The organism is Latilactobacillus fragifolii (assembly GCF_905332535.1).
Classification (GTDB): domain Bacteria; phylum Bacillota; class Bacilli; order Lactobacillales; family Lactobacillaceae; genus Latilactobacillus; species Latilactobacillus fragifolii.
In genome coordinates, this window is record NZ_CAJOCF010000001.1 from 152391 (window position 1) to 170251 (window position 17861).

The following is a 17861-nucleotide window of genomic DNA, read 5'->3' on the forward strand; positions in this document are numbered from 1 at the left end:
GGTTTAAAAAAGCGTTGACAACTTGTACGTACATGATATATGATAACGATGTACTTAGAAAGCGCTTTTATTCATATTACTTTTAATTCAAGAGAAATCGGGAGGAATGATTATGACTCAAAAAGATTATTCACAACTCGCTCAGGCAATTGTGGCCGGTGTCGGGGGAAAAGAAAATATTGATAGTTTAATTCACTGTATTACACGGCTTCGTTTTTATTTAAAGGATGAATCAAAAGCGAAGACCGAAGAAATTAAAGCATTAGATGGCGTCATCAATGTCCAAAAAGCATCAGGACAATATCAAGTGGTAATTGGCAACCAAGTCACCGCTGTTTACGACGCTGTCATTGCTGAAATCGGCACCGAATTTGCTGATGAAGATGAAACCGCCCAAGTCGTGGCGGCAACAACCCACCAACAACATTTAACGCCATGGGGACGTGTTAAAGAAGCCTTTAATCAATTAATCGGAGTGATTACCGGTGCGATGAGTCCGATTGTCGGGATCTTAGCAGCCGGTGGGATTTTAAAAGGGGTCTTAGCGATGTTAACAATGCCGCAATTGGGCGCCTTGTTAAGTGCTAAGAGTGAAGCGTACATTGTATTGAGCGCGATGGGCGATTCTGTTTTCTACTTCTTACCTATGTTAGTTGGCTTTACGGCTGCTAAGAAATTAAAAGGAGATCCAGTCTTAACTGCCGTCATTGGCGGTGTGTTGGTCCATCCTTCACTAGTCGCTTTAAACGGAAAATCATTGCTTGAAATTGGTTCATTAAATTTCCCAATGGTCAACTATACGTACTCCATTTTCCCAATGATTTTAGCAGCTTGGTTGGTCGCTAAATTAACCAAATGGGTTAAGAGCTGGTTACCAGGTTACTTGCAAATTATCTTTACACCACTGATTGTGATTGCCGTGGTTTCTGCCATTACGCTATATATCACCGGTCCGGCCATTATTTGGTTATCAAATGGCTTAGCGTTTGGGATTCAATTCTTGTTATTAAAGAGTGGTTGGTTATCTGGTTTATTAATTGGTGGCCTTTATCAAGTGCTCGTTATCTTCGGGTTGCACTGGGGCATCTTACCAATTATCGCCAACGATGTTGCAGCAACGGGCCACAGCTATTTAAATGCCATTTTAAGTACAACAATGGTTGCCCAAGGGGCAGCTGTATTAGCAGTTGCGATTAAAACCCGCAAGACAGCTTTAAAAGAATTATCGTTTGCCGGTGCTATCTCGGCATTCTGTGGGGTTACAGAACCTGCCATTTACGGGGTTAACTTGAAGTTCCGGCGGGTCTTCATTGCCGGCTTATTCGGTTCAGCAGCTGGTGGGTTTGTCAGTGGACTATTCCATGGCAATATGTTTGGTTTTGCGGGTTCGTGGATTGGTTTTGCGTCATTCCTAGATCCAAAACACCCAGCAGATTTATCAAACTTATGGATTTTCATCGCATCATCAGCAGTTGCAACGATTGTCCCATTTATCGTAACACTCGTTTGGGGTTACAACGATCAAATGACAGCCGGTGAAGCAATGGCGAAACCACAAAAACCAGGTACGGCAAAATAAATGACGAAAATAGGAGAGAAATAGGATGGAATGGTGGCAAAAAGCAACAGTTTATCAAATTTATCCGCGGAGTTTTCAAGATTCCAATGGCGACGGAATTGGGGATATTAACGGAATTATTCAACGGTTAGATTATTTACAAAATCTTGGCATCGAATTGATTTGGTTGACGCCAATGTACGTTTCTCCGGGGCGGGATAACGGCTATGATATCGCAGACTATTACCACATTGATCCCATTTTTGGTGATTTAACTGATTTTGAACGGCTTTTAAACGAAGCCCACAAACGAGGCATTAAAATCATGATGGATATGGTGGTCAACCACACTTCTAATCAGCACCACTGGTTCCAAGAGAGTCTCAAAGGTAAGGATAATCCATACCATGATTTTTATTTGTGGCGTGATCCAGTGGACGGGCAGGCGCCCAATAATTGGCTGTCTAAGTTTAGCGGTAGCGCTTGGGAATATGTCCCCGCTCTTGATCAATATTATCTCCATTTATACGAAAAAAGCATGCCCGATCTGAACTGGCGCAACGAGCACTTGCGCGCTGAAATTTTTAAAATGATGCAATTCTGGGCGGATCTCGGAATTGATGGTTTACGCTTAGATGTGATTAACAATATCTCAAAAGATAAACACTTTCCCAATGATACGTTTCAAACCCCGAGTGACGATGGGCGCAATTTTTATACGAATGGCCCCCATGTACATGAATACATTCATGAAATGTACGAAAAAGTCTTCGGTCCGAACCAATTTGTCACGGTCGGCGAACTTTCCTCAACCCCAATTGATGAAGCAATCCGTTATACCAATCCTGCCCGCGAAGAGTTATCGATGGCCTTTACCTTCCATCATGTGAAGGTCGATTACACTGGCGGCAAAAAATGGACGTTAGGTGCGTATCGCTTATCAGATTTAAAACGGATTCTTAGTGATTGGCAAACCGGGATGGCCGCAGGTGGCGGATGGAATGCATTGTTCTGGTCCAATCACGATCAACCGCGCGCAATTTCACGCTTCTTAGATGACGGTCAATACCGCGATCAATCTGCTAAGCTATTAGCTTTAGTCGAATTTGGCTTGCAAGGTACCCCGTATATTTATCAGGGCGAGGAAATTGCGATGAAAAACGCAAACTTCACTGCCATTGACCAATATCAAGATGCGGAATCAATCAATGCTTACCACCAAATGTTGAGCGATGGGATTGATGAAGCGTTAGCGATCAAGATTTTACAGCAGAAATCACGGGAAAATTGTCGGATTCCAATGCAATGGGATCAAACTGCCCATCATGGTTTCACCACTGGGACACCGTGGTTAATGCCAGTTGTGCATGACAATTACTCAGTCGCCACTAACATTCACGAACCCAATAGTGCCTTTGCCTTCTATCAGAAATTAGTGCAAATGCGAAAGACAATGCCAATCCTGATTGAAGGGGACTACCAATTATTTGAACCAGAGGACGAAGCAGTTTACACTTATCAACGACACCTCGATACTGAGACAATTCAGGTGATGGCTAACTTTACTGGTCAAACACAAGTCCGTACCGTGCCAAACGTCAAGGAAGTACTTATGGATAATTATGAACAACCGCAGTTTGATGGTCAGCAAATCACCTTACGACCTTATGAAGCTATCATGATGCGGGTGTAAGAAAAGAGGAAGCGCGATGTTTAATTTTTTAAAAAAAGGACCAGTTGGTCAAGTAACGGCCCCTGTTGCCGGCAGCTACTTACCTATTGAACAAGTCACTGATGACGTATTTGCAAGTAAGGCAGTGGGTGATGGCTTTGCTATCACCCCGGATGAACGACAAACAACAATTGTTGCACCAGTTGATGGTGTTATTAGTTCGATTTTTCCCACCAAACATGCCATCATGATGACAACGAAGCAAAATGTTGAAATTTTGCTTCATATGGGAATCGATACGGTTGAATTAAAGGGAGGTCCCTTTGCGATGCAAGTCGCAGTTGGTACCCGGGTTAAAGCTGGTGAAGCGTTGGTTGCTATCGACTGGCAACAACTAGCAGACGCCCAAAAAGCGACGACCATCATGGTTGTCAGCAGCAACGCCATTTTTACATCAGCAGAGCCACTACCGACAACGGTCACGACGGATACCGTTATTGGGCAGTTTGACTTAGCGCCAGAATAGGTGATTTAATATGCAACCAATTATTATTGAATCTGATGATTTCGGCATGACCGTCCCGATTTCACGGGCAATCATCACCGGTTTAAAAACTGGCGTGATTTCGGCCACTAATGCGCAAGTCACATCGCCTCATTTTGAGAGAAGTGTGGCCTGCGCACGGCAAACCGGTATTACGGCAATGGGTTTGCACCTAGTCCTTGATAAAGACCGTCCAATTAGTGTACCGGCAATGATCCCCAGCTTGGTAACCCAAGCTGGGGTTTGTCATACTTATCAAACCTTACAAACTCATCCAGAACAACTGGTGATTGCTGATGTTAAACGTGAGTTTCAAGCGCAGATTGACCGCTTTTTAGCAAGTGGCTTACAACTGACGCATTTGACATCACACCATTTTGTGGCGACGTTAACGCCTGAAATCTATATGATTTTTTTAGAGCTAGCACAAAAATATCAAGTGCCGGTTCGCAATGAAACGGCCCATCTAATGCCAACAGAACAAGTAAAATACCGGACTTTAATGATGAATTATGCGGTTTTAACGACGGGAACGTTGGTGACGGCACAACACACACCCTATTTAACGCCACAAGAAATTGAGCGCCAATTGACGCCAGAAAACGTGCTAGGCACACCTGTCATCTTGAGCCATATCGGTTATTTATCGGCAGAATTGCGCAAGAAGAGTCATTTGACCACAAATCGCTTGTTGGAATTCAATACCCTTAAAAGATTAAAGCAAACTCACTATTGGCAGCAATATAACTGGCACCTGACGAATTACACGAAATTAGGAGCGAAGTAGCAAATGACACAATATCAACATTTAACGGTTCTTGGTGATAGCATTACGGATCAGCGTAATCATTACGCACACAAATGGTACTATCAATGGCTAGCAGAGTGGCTGGCAATTCCAACAATCACCAACCTAGGGATTTCAGGATCGACGATTGCGCAACCGTATGAGCCGATGGTTGAACGGTGGCAAGCAATTCCAGCGACTACTGACTTGTTATTGATTTACGCTGGCGTAAACGATTTTGGGCGTAATGTGCCGCTCGGTCAGCTGACCGATCAGACCACCACCACCTTCTATGGTGCGCTACAACAGTTACTTGGCTCGATTACGCAACGTTATCCACAAACGATGGTCTATTTTATATCGCATGTTGCGATTGGGACAGCCTTTTTCCCCGCTGTCAATCAAGAAGGTTATCAGCAACAGGATTATGAAGCGGCTATTGCGCAAGTGACGGCCTTATTTGGTGTCCAGCATATCAGTTTGTTTCACGAATCAACATTGTCATTTGCTGATACCCAACAAGCGGTTGCGTTAAGTCTAGATAGCTTACACCCCAATGATGCCGGCCATAAAAAAATTGCTCAATTGCTACGGACTAAGATTAGATAATTAAAAAAGGCGCTGAGACCGAATTAACTTCGATTTCAGCGCTTTTTTGTGATTTGGATCAGCATGCGCGATCAACTATCTGTTACCGGTTAATCGCGCTTGATGCTGCATTTTTGCTAAAATAGTTGACCAATCCCGTAGTGAATAGCCATTGTAATTAAACCAATTAGGATGTTACGAATAATGGCGACTTTGGCTTTACCGTCACCCAGTTTAGCGCTAATAAACGCAGTAATGGAAACAGCGATTGTTACCGCAATGATGGTGCCGGTCATCTTGTAGGCTTCCGGGAGCAGAATCATTGTCACGAGGGGAAAGACACCGCCAAAAGCGGCTGAAAAGAGGGATGCAAATGCTGCGGCCCATGGATTCATATAATGGCCAAGCTCTAGGTCGTATTTCACATTAACAATTGTTGCTAAGGGTTTTTTGTGCATCAAGTCTTTAGCGATTGCGAGTGCTGTTTCAGACGTGACCCCCTTAGCTTCGTAAAAAGCTTGGACTTCTTTAATTTGATCGTCTTTAGCTGTTTTTAAGCGTTCCTGCTCAATGGCAACGGCGGCCTTTTCGGTGTCACTCTGCGAGCTCACTGAGGCGTATTCACCCGCTGCCATTGAAAAAGCGCAGGCTAGTAAATCAGCAAGTCCAGCGATAAAAATGGTGAAATTATTAGTTGTTGCGGCGGCAACACTAAAGAGCACACCGACAACGGTTAGAATCCCGTCATTAGAACCTAAAACGCCGGCTCGAAGGGTATTCATCTTTTCTTCCATCGTTTGATGCGGTTTTTCAGTTGTTTTAAGTGGGGTTTTAAGAGTAGCCATGAAAAGTTCCTTTCTAATCTAAGTGATTATTGTTTGAATAATGTACCAATGGCGTAAGTGACGACCATGGTTAATAAGCCAGAAATCACGTTGCGCAGCATTGCTTTTGAACGATTAGCTTTGCCAAGGGCGGCGGCACTGTAGCCGGTTAACGCAAGGGCAATCATCACGGCAATAATCGTGGCTTGAACCCGAATAGATTGGGGTAACAAAGTGATTGCTGCCAATGGCAAAATAGAACCGATTGGAAAGGAGATGAATGACGCAATTGCGGCTGCGTAGGGACTTGTAAAAGCGGTCGGGACAAACCCGTATTTCTCACGCACGACCGTTGTCAACGGATCGGCGGTCATCATTTCGTGTGTAGCTCGAGTGGCAAGTTCAGGATCAATCCCAGTATTGACGTATTTTTGCCGGACAAAAGCCATCTGTGACTCATAATTGCTGTTTAAGTTCAATTTTGTATTAACGATTGCCATTTCTTGGGCATCTTTTTGCGTGCTGACAGAGACGTATTCGCCCATTGCCATTGAGATCGTTCCAGCAATCATTCCGGCAATTCCCGAAATAAAGATGGCGAAACTATTACTTGTAGCACCGGCAACACCGATAACGATTCCGGCGACGGATAAAATACCATCGTTGGCACCCATGACGCTAGCCCGCATCACGTTAATTTTTTGGGCGAGGGATAATTTTTTTTTCAAAGGGGAAGCCTCCAATACTTTTTATTACTTTAGAATGATTATAATTAATAACAACTTTCATTTTAGTCAATTTAATTTGAAAGTCAAGTAATAGCTTGAGCCAAAAAGAAATGAAAAAAGCTTGCCTTCGAGTATACTTTAAGGGGTATGCTAGAGACATTAAGAACGGCATGATTTTAGTATTGGGGCAACCGGATAATTTGTCCAGTGAGGTTTTGATTAACGATTAAGCCGTTTATTAAAAAAGCTTGCCTTATAGTATACTCTAGGGTATAAGATAATGGAGAAGGAGGGATGTCGATGGCACAAGAGCAGTATAAGATTGGCGAGTTTGCTAAATTAGTTGGCTTGTCGACTTACACGTTACGTTATTATGAAGATCAAGGATTGATTATGCCGCAACGTGATGCAGCTGGCGTTCGTTTTTATACAATAGAAGACGTTAAGTGGGTCGGATTTATTCTTCATCTTAAAGGAACTGGGATGCGGATTACGGAATTAAAGCGCTATGTTCAATTACGGGCCCAAGGAGACGCGACGATCGAAGCGCGGAAAGCCTTATTAGAAAAAACCAAGGCTCAAGCTGAGGCAGAATTGGCTGAGTTGCAAGCAAATCTCCAAGTTCTGACACACAAAATCGATTGGTATGATGGTAAGTTAAATCAGACAATCGATTCATCTGAGAGTTTTGAAATGTATTTAGAACGATTTGAATCATAAAAAAGTGAGGTTATTAAAATGGTTAAGAATGAACAATTAAAAGAAAAACAATTATTTACAGTTGGCAAACCCAATGATGCTTATCAAGATGTCTTTGTCGGGCAAAGTTATTTATCAATGTTAGTGAATGAACCAGATATTAATGTCAATGTTGGCAACGTGACGTTTGAACCTGGCTGTCGGAATAATTGGCACATCCATCATGATGGCTTTCAAATTCTGTTAGTGACTGGTGGTGAAGGTTGGTATCAAGAAGAAGGCAAGCCAGCACAACATTTAGTACCAGGGGATGTGGTTGTAACTAAAGACGGTATTAAACATTGGCATGGGGCCACAAAGGACAGTTGGTTTAGCCACGTGGCAATTACGGCCGGGACACCAGAATGGTTAGAAGCCGTTTCAGATACGATTTATGATGCACTTTAATTAAGGGAGGATTTTAAAATGGCAAAGAAACAAACAGCAGGTCGTGATTTATTAGGTGATTTTGCGCCTAAATTCGCTGAGTTAAATGATGATGTCTTATTCGGGCAAGTTTGGTCGCGCGAGTCAGAACTACCAGCTCATCAACGGAGTTTGATCACAATCAGCGCCCTGATTTCAGGTGGCAATTTCGAGCAATTACCAGCACACCTAAAGATCGGTCGGGAAAACGGCATTACCGAAGCTGAAATTAGCGAAGTCATTACCCATTTAGCGTTTTACGTCGGCTGGCCTAAGGCATGGTCAGCGATGAATGACGCTAAAGCCGTTTATCGTGATTAATACTTATTTGGGCCAGTTAATTTAATTAACTGGCCCTTTTTTGGCGATGATATCGGTGGCCAATTTTATAAGGTGGTCTAGGTCAGCGTTTGCAAGCGCAAGCGAGGGGCCTTTTTTGATTTCACTGGAATTACCTACCACAAATTTAATTAAATACAAGAGTTTAAATTGAAATTCGGATAATGTACTATATATAGTGTTGTTTTATTAGAAAATGCATCAATATATAGAACATACTGATGACATATTGATGGAATAACTAAATTCATATAAAGAGGGTTTCAATTCAATGCAAGACAATCGGGCAATTTCCAGTGTGTTTAATCCTAAGTGGTATATCCAACAAATGAAAGGGTGGACAACCTCAAGTTATGCTTTGTTGATGTTTGGGTTAGGTTTCATCTTGGCTGCGACTATTTCAGGTGGGCCAATAACCGGTCTTTCGATTTTAACGATGCTTGCTGGGATGTTAGGCTTCACTTGTACCATTAGTATCACGAATACGAAACCTTTAAACGGTGTCTTTGGTATCATCTCTGCATTAATCTACATTATTGTGGCTTATAATGCTAAAAATTATAATGACATGTTATTACAAACCATCTACATTATTATGTTAGACATCCCAGTCTTATTAATGCCGGATTGGGCACAAAACGTCGATAAAAAAGTTCGCGGCTTAGCAAGTCGTGGTAAAGGACGCCGTAACTGGGCGCTTACGATATTGTTTTTTGTCCTATCAGTAGGGTTATTGTACCTTTGGGAAAGTCATATGACGGATAGTCCACGACCACTCATTGATAGTATTGCTGCTTCAGTTGGGTTTACCGGGGCCCTTTTAACCACATTACGGTTTAAAGAAAGCTACTACTTCTGGTTCTTACAAGGTATTCTATCGATTACATTGTGGGGGATTACAGCCATGCAAGGTGGTTCGAACTGGGTCTTATTCTTTACCTACATTTTATATATATCAAATGATTTAGTATCCTTTTTTGATAAGAACGTGGTTTGGTTCCATTCTAAAAAAGATTAAAAAAAAACAGCGTTCCAACACATGATGTGTTGGGACGCTGTTTTATTATGAATGGGTTAGCTTATAGTTCAACACCGTATTCTTCAAATAATTCGGGTAATGTTTTAAGTGATTGACCATCGTATTCTGCGAAGAAGTCAGCAACCCGATATTCTTTACCAGCAGGACGAGAAGCGTTATAGCTAGCACTAATTGATTCTGTTAATTTACCATCCTTGATGGTTAATTCCAATTCTTCAACTGGGATACTGCGTTTATCAGTAATCTTAGCATCAATTAAGAATGGTCGGCCGGCTTGTGTCACTTCAAGGGCTTTATCAAAGGCGGCTGGTAATTCTTTAGAAGAACGAACGGTGATTGATTCAACCCCCATCGCTTGGGCAATCAGCGCAAAGTCTTGATCTTCGATGAAGATACCTGAGTAATCCATTGGGATATCATCTTGTTCACTCTTGATAAAGTTTAATGCAGCATTTGAGGTGATGATGTTGATAATTGGTAATTGATATTTCTTTTCAGTGATTAAATCTTGCATCACCATTGAAAAGGCCCCGTCACCAGAGATATTGAAGACTTGCCGATCGGGATAACTTAATTGACCAGCCAGAGCACCAGGAACGCCGGAACCCATTGAAGCAAAGAGGGCAGAAATGACCCATTTATTCTTAGGGGTTAAGTTCAAGTGACGGAAACTGTTGATGATGTTATCACCAACATCAATTGAAAAGACAGCATCTTCTTCAGCAATCCGGTTGATTTCCTTGTAAATTGGTTCGAATTCAAGCGGATCAGAGTCGCGATTAGTTAAAATATCAAGGTATGCTTGCCAGTTCGCCATGTCAGCGACAGCAGCTTTGAAGAATGGTGTTGGGGCCACCGCTTCACTTCTGGCGATAACTTTTTCAACAAATGCCGTTGCATCCGACCAGATTCCGAAGTCTAAGAAATGGTGACGACCAAATTGCGCCTCATCGTTATCGATTTGGATAAACTTGAAGTCGTGTGTCCGATAAATTAGGTTAGCAAATGGGAAGTCAGCACCGATTGCGATCACAAGATCACTAACCGCCATGATTTCATCAGCCGCTTTCGAAGCTGCCCGGTTAGCCATCCCTAAGTTACCTTCATAACTATCAGGTACTAGCCCTTTTGCAAGCCCAGTCATAACGATTGGAATTTGTAGTTTCTTTGATAATTCAACGAGCTTATCGCCACCATCTTTAATACCACGACCAACGTGGATAACAGGCCGTTTAGCATCTTTGACCATTGCCAAAAACTTGTCGACTTCTTCATCAGTTGCAACGGGACCAGCCACTTGTTTCCGATCTGAAGGTGAGCTTGAACTGTATGGTGTATCCGGAATTTCAACGTAGCCGAAGTCATTAGGGATAACAACAACCGCTACACCGTTGTGTTTGTAAGCTTCACGAATTGCTTTATCAACAACATATGGCAAGCTTTCTGGTGTCATGACGAGGCGGTTATAGACAGCAACGTCGGCGAACATTGGATTTTCAGCGAATTCTTGGAAGTAGTTGTAATTCATGTTCTTGCTTGGCACTTGACCAATCAAGGCTAAAACTGGGGCGTGGTCTTCTTTAGCATCATATAAACCGGTTAACAGGTTAGTTGCACCAGGGCCAGCTGAGCCAAAAGCAACCCCGATTTTACCAGTTAATTTAGCATCAGCAGCTGCGGCAAGGGCCCCAACTTGTTCGTGACGGATTTGAATATATTTTAAGCGATCCTTTTCAATATTAAGAGCATTCATTGTTGAGTTAAATGAACCACCAGGGTAACCAAAGATATGATCAACGCCCCAAGATTCGATTACTCTAAGCATAGCAACACTAGCTGGAATAGTTTTTTGAGTAGTAACTGTCATTATACAGATCTCCCTTAAATCAATAATTAGGTTGCACACAACCTTATAAGACTAATTTAGCACACTCAGAAAACGATTACAAGGGTTAACCGTAAGCCAATCACACCCTTAATGAATTAACAACTATTAAATTGGTGCGCTTGATTAGTTTAAATAGGCCAGTAAAGTATCAAGGCTTAATGCTTGTTTTGCATTAGTGTCCAAATCCGCAATCAAGCTACCAGCTTTTAAAACTAAAAGGCGGTCTCCATAGTGCAATGCATCCTTTAAATCGTGGGTAATCATTAAGCAGGTTAGATGATGGTCACGGATGGTTTGGTTAGTAAAGGTCATTAGTGCTTGACTGGAAATCGCATCTAAGGCTGACGTATGTTCATCTAATAGTAGTAATTCAGGTTTTTGAACTGTGGCCATTAAGAAGTTCAATGTCTGTCGTTGACCACCCGATAAGGTACTGACCGGGCGATTGAGTTGTTGATCCAAGTGATTTGGGAGTGTTTTGGCGAGTGCTTTGATTTGTGGGAGTTGCTGCTTGAGACGCCGGGGAAATAAGCGGCGGCGTTGACCACGGCGCATCGCCAACAAAATATTTTCGGCAACGGTCATATCAGCTGCGGTGCCCAACTTAGGATCTTGATAGACACGACTAATGAGCCGTGTGCGTTGTTGGGTGGATTGCTTCGTAATATCGTGGTCGTTGAATAGTAGTTGTCCACTTGTAGGGGTTAAATCACCCGCGATGGTATTAAAAAAAGTCGATTTACCCGCACCGTTTGCGCCAAGGAGGACGACAAATTCACCAGGATTAATCGTGAGATTTAAATCATTTAAGAGTGGTTTGGGTTCATTATTATCAATAATTTCAAAATTGAGGTGGTTTAAAGTCATACGCGGGGTCATTTGGTAGTCAGTCCTTTCTTTTGTTGCGGTGTAACGATGAAGATGGCCAAAATGATGGCCGAGAAGAGTTTGAAATCGTTGGCGTTAAAGCCGAGTTGTAAGACGAGCAGTAAGATGAGGCGATAGACGACGCTTCCGAGGATAATGCTGATTAATTTTGCGACGAAATGCTTACCGATAAGAAGCCGTTCACCAATGATGATCGCGGATAACCCAATGACCATCACACCGATGCCCATGTTGACATCAGCAAAGCCGTTATATTGTGCAACGAGCCCACCTGCAAGGGCAATCAAGCCGTTTGATAAGATAATCCCAATCGTTTGTGTCCGTTTCACGGCAATTCCTTGGGCAAGTGCCATCGTAGGATTGTCACCGGCTGCAATTAAAGATTGCCCGAATTCGGTGTAGAGTAATCCGGCTAGTAATAACAGGGCAACGAGGATAATGGCTAAGTTAATGACCAAAAGCCGTTGGTCGAGTGTTAATAGGGGCAACAGTGGCAGTTGATAGAGATTATGCTGATCACCAATGGCCATATTGGCTTGGCCTAGAATTCGCAAGTTGATGGAGTACAAACCGGTCAGCGTTAAAATGCCTGCCAATAAACTTTGGACGTGGCAGTAATTGGCTAAGATACCAGTAATGAGTCCAGCTAAACAGCCACCGATGAATGCGACTAACAGAGAATAGCCAATGCTGTGTTGTTGCAACATTAAAGCGCTGAGAGCGGCCCCTAATGGAAAGCTTCCTTCGACAGTCATGTCAGGGAATTTTAGGATGCGGAAAGTGATGAAAACCCCTAAGCTTAGTAGGCTCCATAGTAATCCTTGGTCAATGGTTGAAATAATGAGGTTCATTTGAGGACAGCTCCTTTTTGTTTAGCGGTTTGCATTAAACTTTTGGGCATTGTAATGTGGAGGGCTTTGGCTTTTTTGAGGTTTAAGACTAAGTGTCCTTTGCGCAAATAGCGAATAGGGGTGGTTGCAGGGGTTGAATGGCCACTTAAAACAGCAGCGGCCATCTGACCGGTTTCAACGCCTAAGTCGTATTGGCTCAGACCGACCGTTGCCAGCCCGCCATCTTTAACCATTGTTTCAGCGGATGGAAAGACTGGCGTTTTGGTTTTGTCGGTCACATGGACGAGGGTGCCCATTGCACTAGCAATCGTATTATCGGTGGGGACGTAAATTGCATCGACTTTTGGGGCTAAATTCTGGCTGACTTGTTCCAGATCGTTGACTGAACTAAGACTGGCTTCAATTACCGTCAGCCCTTTTTGTTCAGCAAGTTGTTTGAATAAGTGCATTTGACTGGTGGCAGAGTTATCACTACTTGAATAGAGAATGCCGACGGTTTTCAGTTGGGGCATGATGGTTTGCATTAATGCTAATTGTTTTTGAATCGGTGCTTGATCGGAGACCCCGGTGATGTTGGCGCCAGGATGGACATTGTTTTTAACGAGATTAGCGCTCGCGGGATCCGTTACAGCACCTAAAATGATTGGTAATTGTTTAGTGGCATTGGCGAGGCTCTGTGCGGCAGGCGTGGCAATACCGATTGTTACTTTGGCTTTTTCAGTGACAAATTGATTGCTCATCAAACGTAAATTGCTTTGATCGTTTTGTGCATTTTGAAAATCAATTTTGATGTTACGGTTGTTATGATAGCCTTTGCTTGCTAGACCAGCGACAATCCCGCGGTGAATTTCATCGAGGGCGGGGTGGGATAAAGGCTGTAAAATCCCGACAATCGGTAATTTAGGCTGATTGGCTGCTTTGATTTTTTTGATACCAAGTCCGGTGAGTAAACTTCCAAAAATCAAAATGAGGGGTAAAAAACGTTTGAATTTAGACATGGCGAAAGCTCCTTTAATTTTTATCAAACAAAAAGGCCCCTACATGACTGTCATGTAGGGGACAGAAAAAGCCTACATGGATTTCCTCGAGTAAAATCCATGTAGGCTTAAAAGCAATCGATTACTGATAAATGGCCGCATGGATACAATCAAAAGATTGCATCCATAACGGCATACAATCTCACTTAGCGGCTTCGCCAACGAATATTCAATTGTTCTAAGTGTGGATTAGTCATTTTCAGTAACCTCCGTTTTATTTGATGATACGAAGTATAGCGGGATGGATGAAACAAGTCAAGGACTTTGAGTAAAATGCTTTCGAAAATAAAGGTGGTCTAGGCTGAAAAAGCGGTTAATCTGGCTTGCTTTTTAACGCTAAAAAAGCTAAAGTTATAAACGTATACTTGTGTTTAAAAACAGGAGGAATAAGACTAATATGGCACATATTTCATTTGACGCATCCCGGTTGGACAAATTTGTTCAACCAAACGAACTTGCAGAAATGCAAGCAATGGTAAATGCTGCAGACGCACAATTACGTGAAGGCACTGGTGCAGGCAACGATTTTCGTGGTTTCTTAGATTTACCAGTGAACTACGATAAGGACGAATTTACCCGCATTAAGAAAGCTGCTGCGAAAATTAAGAGCGATTCAGAAATCTTCATCGCAATTGGTATCGGTGGTTCATACCTTGGTGCCAAAGCTGCAATTGATTTCTTGAACAACACGTTCTACAACATGTTACCAGCAGAACAACGTGACTTCCCACAAGTATTATTCGCCGGGAACTCAATCAGTTCAAGTTATTTAAACGACTTAATTAACTTGATCGGCGATCGCGATTTCTCAATCAACGTTATCTCAAAATCAGGAACAACAACTGAACCTTCAATTGCTTTCCGTGTTTTGAAAGACAAGTTGATCAAGAAATATGGTAAAGAAGAAGCTAAGCACCGGATCTACGCAACAACAGACCGTGCTAAAGGTGCTTTGAAGACAGAAGCAGATGCAGAAGGCTACGAAGAGTTCGTTGTGCCTGATGACATTGGTGGCCGTTTTTCAGTACTAACAGCTGTTGGTTTATTACCAATTGCCGTCGCTGGTGGCGATATCGACCAATTGATGAAAGGGGCAGCTGATGCCCGTACTGAATACACAGATACAGATGTTATGAAAAACGATGCATACAAGTATGCTGCTTTACGTAACATCTTATATCGTAAAGGTTATACAACTGAATTATTAGAAAACTACGAACCAACATTGCAATACTTCTCAGAATGGTGGAAGCAATTGATGGGCGAATCTGAAGGTAAAGACCAAAAAGGAATCTATCCTTCAAGTGCTAACTTCTCAACTGACTTGCATTCATTAGGTCAATATATCCAAGAAGGTCGCCGTAACTTGATGGAAACAGTTGTCAACGTTGTGAACCCTAATAGTGATATTGACATTCCAACGGACGAAAAGAACTTGGATGGTTTAGGTTACTTAGAAGGCCGTACAATGGACTTTGTTAACAAGAAAGCATACCAAGGGGTTGTCTTAGCACATACTGATGGTGGCGTCCCTGTTATGTCAGTTAACATCCCAGATCAAACAGCCTACACATTAGGCTACATGATCTACTTCTTCGAAATGGCCGTCGCAATCTCAGGTTACTTGAATGGCATTAACCCATTCAACCAACCAGGTGTTGAAGCTTATAAGAAGAACATGTTTGCATTACTTGGCAAACCTGGCTTTGAAGAACTTGGCAAAGAATTAAACGAACGCCTATAATTCAATGTTTGAAAAGATAATAATTGATTTCAATTAAAGCATTTAAGCTATTGATTTTGTGAAATGCGCCATGCTCTGGCAGTCATTTCGTGAAAGAAGTGGGTTAAATGCTTTTTTTATAAATTTATTTAGGTTATCGTTAAAAAGTGAATTTGCTTATTTTTAGTAAGTGTAGTATGATGAACCAATCACAGATGTTAAAAGTAAAAGTGGAGATGATAGCAATGTTAGTCATTCAATATGTTAACGGTCAAACAAATGCCGAAAAAGTTTATCAAAAAGCGGCAGAGTTTGTCGCTAATCAGCAATTGGAAGTGCCTGATTTTGAAGATTATGTCGTAATTAAGCAAGTGACGTTGGATGGACAACCATTGACGTTAGCAGATGCAACCATGCGTGGCTTATACGATTATTTAAATCAATAAAGTTAAGCTAAAAAAACGTCGCTCAAGTAAGCGGCGTTTTTTTTAGCTTTAATGCCCATAAAAAGAATGATTTCAGAATTTGCTGGACTTAAAAAATACGATGAGCCTTAAATTTATGCTGTAGGATTAACCTTTAGGTGACGATCAGTTGCATGAAAATAGGGTTAGCGTGCGTTTTAACCCTGCGCTAAGCACACAGAGCAACTTGCGTTTAGATAAAAAAACCGCCCAACGGCAATCTTTTTAATTAACGGGTAGTAATCACAATGAGATTTGAGCTGTGATAAGTTTCGCTAGGGCTATTTTCAAGAATAAAAGCCGGTGTGTTCTTAACAAAGTGTGAGATTTTTGCGACGAGATCTGCAGCAGCACAGTCTTTGATGGTCAACTTATGGCTTGAACCATTTGGAGCATCAAAGGCAGATAATGTATCATTTTGTTGGAGCGCAATTTTTGAGCCATCGTTAAAGAATAACTTAACCATAATTTAAAACCACCTTTCGTAAGTAAATCATATAATATTGATAAGAAAATCACAAGAATAACCAACGGTGTAACGCCCTTAATATTATCAAGTGCAATTACTTTGCTGGAAATTATTCGTTAAAAGTAACTACTTTTTAAGCCTTAAAAAGACCACCTAGCTAGGTGGTCTTGGAAGGTTATTCAAACGTCATTTCGTTAACGGACGCTGCTAAGGCTTCGACAACTTCGTTTTGTTCAATGAACGTTAACCAAGTTTGATAGGCATTAGCGTGCTCACCGCGAATATTGAACGCCAGTTTAACTTGAATGTTGGCAATAAATTCAGCGACCGTTTTATCAACGGCCCGATCGACCTTATTCTCGTTCCAACGTTTGGCAGGTTGGCGTTTTTGATTCTTTTCATTTTGGTAGGCTAGACCTTTGTCTCGAAAAGTATCGATGATGTGGGAATGTTCTTCAAGGTAGGCCTGTAGTTCGGCGTTGTTCATTGTTGTGCTCCTTTAAATTTTAATAGTTAGCAAGTAGAGAGCTTGTGCAACGGGATCTAATAAGTCATTGCACGATGCCCCTGTGGTGCCGCTATTTTCCAGAATTTATCAAATGCAATTTTTTTCCGCTTACCGGTATAAGGATCGTTAAATGTAAACGAATTTTGATCATAGCCAATTAATAAGACGGAATGTGCCGGTTGGTTATGATAGTTAATCCAAGCGACAATTGGCTTTTTTTGCTTTAAGGTCATTTTGAGCGTACTAATTGGTTCGTCCGACAAATCGGTAAAACTGCCGAGATATTGATAGAAGAATCCAGTCCAAGCAGGCGGATACATGGTATAGCCACTATCATCGTATGGATTTCCCCAAAAGCCGACTTCCATATCGCCATCACTGACGTAAGGAATCTGCTCGGCCACTTCTGTTTTGCTCATATTAACGCCGCGGTAATCTAAAAGCATGGCGACAGCCGTAATTTCACAACCAGTTGGTAATTCAGGGAATTGTGAAATGGGCGTGATATCAAGCAGCGTTTTTTTAGGGCTTTTTTGCTTAACAATTTTGGGGAATAGTGTGTTATGAAAGAACCCAATTCTAGCAGCACTTTTGGTCGGTCCGGTGGAAAGCCATAAAAAAAGGGCGGCAATCAGTATTAAACCGACTGCCGCAAACTTGTAAAGGTGTTTTGGCATTTAAAAATCCTCATTCTAAATTTAGTCGACGCAATCAGTTGTTAAAATAGTATCCCATTTAAATAGTAGTAACAGCTGGCCGATGGGATGGTCATTTCTTTTTCGAGTTACGC

The 17861-nt window shown here is 42.0% G+C and carries 20 protein-coding genes; 11 read left to right on the top strand and 9 right to left on the bottom strand.

Annotated features, from left to right (window positions below; translation table 11 throughout):
• Positions 1-112 precede the first annotated feature (112 nt).
• From J7Q78_RS00640 to J7Q78_RS00660, 5 genes are read left to right on the top strand one after another with little or no spacing between them, the layout of a single operon-like run.
• Positions 113-1579, top strand: a complete 1467-nt coding sequence (locus tag J7Q78_RS00640; protein WP_208422565.1) for a PTS transporter subunit EIIC — start codon at positions 113-115, stop codon at positions 1577-1579.
• A gap of 25 nt (positions 1580-1604) precedes the next feature.
• Positions 1605-3251, top strand: coding sequence for an alpha,alpha-phosphotrehalase (locus tag J7Q78_RS00645; protein WP_208422564.1), 1647 nt, complete (start codon positions 1605-1607; stop codon positions 3249-3251).
• 16 nt (positions 3252-3267) lie between these two features.
• Positions 3268-3756, top strand: coding sequence for a PTS sugar transporter subunit IIA (locus tag J7Q78_RS00650; RefSeq protein ID WP_208422563.1), 489 nt, complete (start codon positions 3268-3270; stop codon positions 3754-3756).
• 10 nt (positions 3757-3766) lie between these two features.
• Positions 3767-4561: a carbohydrate deacetylase gene (locus J7Q78_RS00655; protein ID WP_154241734.1), complete on the top strand. Its 795-nt coding sequence runs from the start codon at positions 3767-3769 to the stop codon at positions 4559-4561.
• Positions 4562-4564: 3 nt separating this feature from the next.
• Positions 4565-5170: an SGNH/GDSL hydrolase family protein gene (locus J7Q78_RS00660; RefSeq protein ID WP_208422562.1), complete on the top strand. Its 606-nt coding sequence runs from the start codon at positions 4565-4567 to the stop codon at positions 5168-5170.
• A 116-nt stretch (positions 5171-5286) separates the two neighbouring features.
• Here the strand turns inward: J7Q78_RS00660 and J7Q78_RS00665 are convergent, their stop codons facing one another.
• Positions 5287-5994: a VIT1/CCC1 transporter family protein gene (locus J7Q78_RS00665; RefSeq protein WP_154241735.1), complete on the bottom strand. Its 708-nt coding sequence runs from the start codon at positions 5992-5994 to the stop codon at positions 5287-5289.
• A gap of 26 nt (positions 5995-6020) precedes the next feature.
• Positions 6021-6701: a VIT1/CCC1 transporter family protein gene (locus J7Q78_RS00670; protein ID WP_154241736.1), complete on the bottom strand. Its 681-nt coding sequence runs from the start codon at positions 6699-6701 to the stop codon at positions 6021-6023.
• A gap of 300 nt (positions 6702-7001) precedes the next feature.
• Between J7Q78_RS00670 and J7Q78_RS00675 the strand changes: the two genes are divergently transcribed.
• The 4 genes from J7Q78_RS00675 to pnuC all read left to right on the top strand — a co-directional run bounded on the left by J7Q78_RS00675 (position 7002) and on the right by pnuC (position 9222).
• Positions 7002-7421 carry a MerR family transcriptional regulator gene (locus J7Q78_RS00675; protein WP_154241737.1) on the top strand — a complete coding sequence of 140 codons (420 nt, stop codon included), beginning with the start codon at positions 7002-7004 and terminating at the stop codon, positions 7419-7421.
• Positions 7422-7439: 18 nt separating this feature from the next.
• Positions 7440-7847 carry a cupin domain-containing protein gene (locus tag J7Q78_RS00680; RefSeq protein WP_208422561.1) on the top strand — a complete coding sequence of 136 codons (408 nt, stop codon included), beginning with the start codon at positions 7440-7442 and terminating at the stop codon, positions 7845-7847.
• Positions 7848-7865: 18 nt separating this feature from the next.
• Complete coding sequence (locus J7Q78_RS00685; RefSeq protein WP_208422560.1) at positions 7866-8186, top strand: carboxymuconolactone decarboxylase family protein; 321 nt, start codon at positions 7866-7868, stop codon at positions 8184-8186.
• A 289-nt stretch (positions 8187-8475) separates the two neighbouring features.
• On the top strand, positions 8476-9222 hold the full coding sequence (gene pnuC, locus J7Q78_RS00690) for a nicotinamide riboside transporter PnuC (protein ID WP_154241740.1): 747 nt from the start codon (positions 8476-8478) through the stop codon (positions 9220-9222).
• A gap of 61 nt (positions 9223-9283) precedes the next feature.
• On the opposite strand, the gene spxB is transcribed toward pnuC, so the two are convergent.
• The 4 genes from spxB to trpX form a co-directional block, all read right to left on the bottom strand.
• Positions 9284-11110 (bottom strand): pyruvate oxidase, encoded by a 1827-nt coding sequence (gene spxB, locus J7Q78_RS00695; protein ID WP_154241741.1) that lies wholly within the window; start codon positions 11108-11110, stop codon positions 9284-9286.
• A 144-nt stretch (positions 11111-11254) separates the two neighbouring features.
• Complete coding sequence (locus tag J7Q78_RS00700; protein ID WP_235688021.1) at positions 11255-12010, bottom strand: ABC transporter ATP-binding protein; 756 nt, start codon at positions 12008-12010, stop codon at positions 11255-11257.
• Complete coding sequence (locus J7Q78_RS00705; RefSeq protein ID WP_154241742.1) at positions 12007-12870, bottom strand: ABC transporter permease; 864 nt, start codon at positions 12868-12870, stop codon at positions 12007-12009. Before J7Q78_RS00705 ends, J7Q78_RS00700 begins: the two co-directional genes overlap by 4 nt.
• Positions 12867-13868, bottom strand: coding sequence for a tryptophan ABC transporter substrate-binding protein (gene trpX / locus J7Q78_RS00710; RefSeq protein ID WP_208422559.1), 1002 nt, complete (start codon positions 13866-13868; stop codon positions 12867-12869). The genes J7Q78_RS00705 and trpX overlap by 4 nt, the downstream gene beginning before the upstream one ends.
• 436 nt (positions 13869-14304) lie before the next feature.
• Between trpX and J7Q78_RS00715 the strand changes: the two genes are divergently transcribed.
• Complete coding sequence (locus J7Q78_RS00715; RefSeq protein ID WP_208422558.1) at positions 14305-15651, top strand: glucose-6-phosphate isomerase; 1347 nt, start codon at positions 14305-14307, stop codon at positions 15649-15651.
• Positions 15652-15875: 224 nt separating this feature from the next.
• Positions 15876-16076, top strand: a complete 201-nt coding sequence (locus tag J7Q78_RS00720) for a hypothetical protein (protein ID WP_154241801.1) — start codon at positions 15876-15878, stop codon at positions 16074-16076.
• A 247-nt stretch (positions 16077-16323) separates the two neighbouring features.
• Here the strand turns inward: J7Q78_RS00720 and J7Q78_RS00725 are convergent, their stop codons facing one another.
• The 3 genes from J7Q78_RS00725 to J7Q78_RS00735 form a co-directional block, all read right to left on the bottom strand.
• A complete protein-coding gene (locus J7Q78_RS00725; RefSeq protein WP_208422557.1) occupies positions 16324-16560 on the bottom strand; it encodes a hypothetical protein in 237 nt (78 codons plus the stop codon).
• Positions 16561-16738: 178 nt separating this feature from the next.
• Entirely contained in the window at positions 16739-17050 is a 312-nt protein-coding gene (locus J7Q78_RS00730; RefSeq protein WP_208422556.1) for a hypothetical protein, read from the bottom strand.
• A gap of 56 nt (positions 17051-17106) precedes the next feature.
• Entirely contained in the window at positions 17107-17748 is a 642-nt protein-coding gene (locus J7Q78_RS00735; RefSeq protein ID WP_208422555.1) for a C39 family peptidase, read from the bottom strand.
• Positions 17749-17861: the final 113 nt, after the last annotated feature.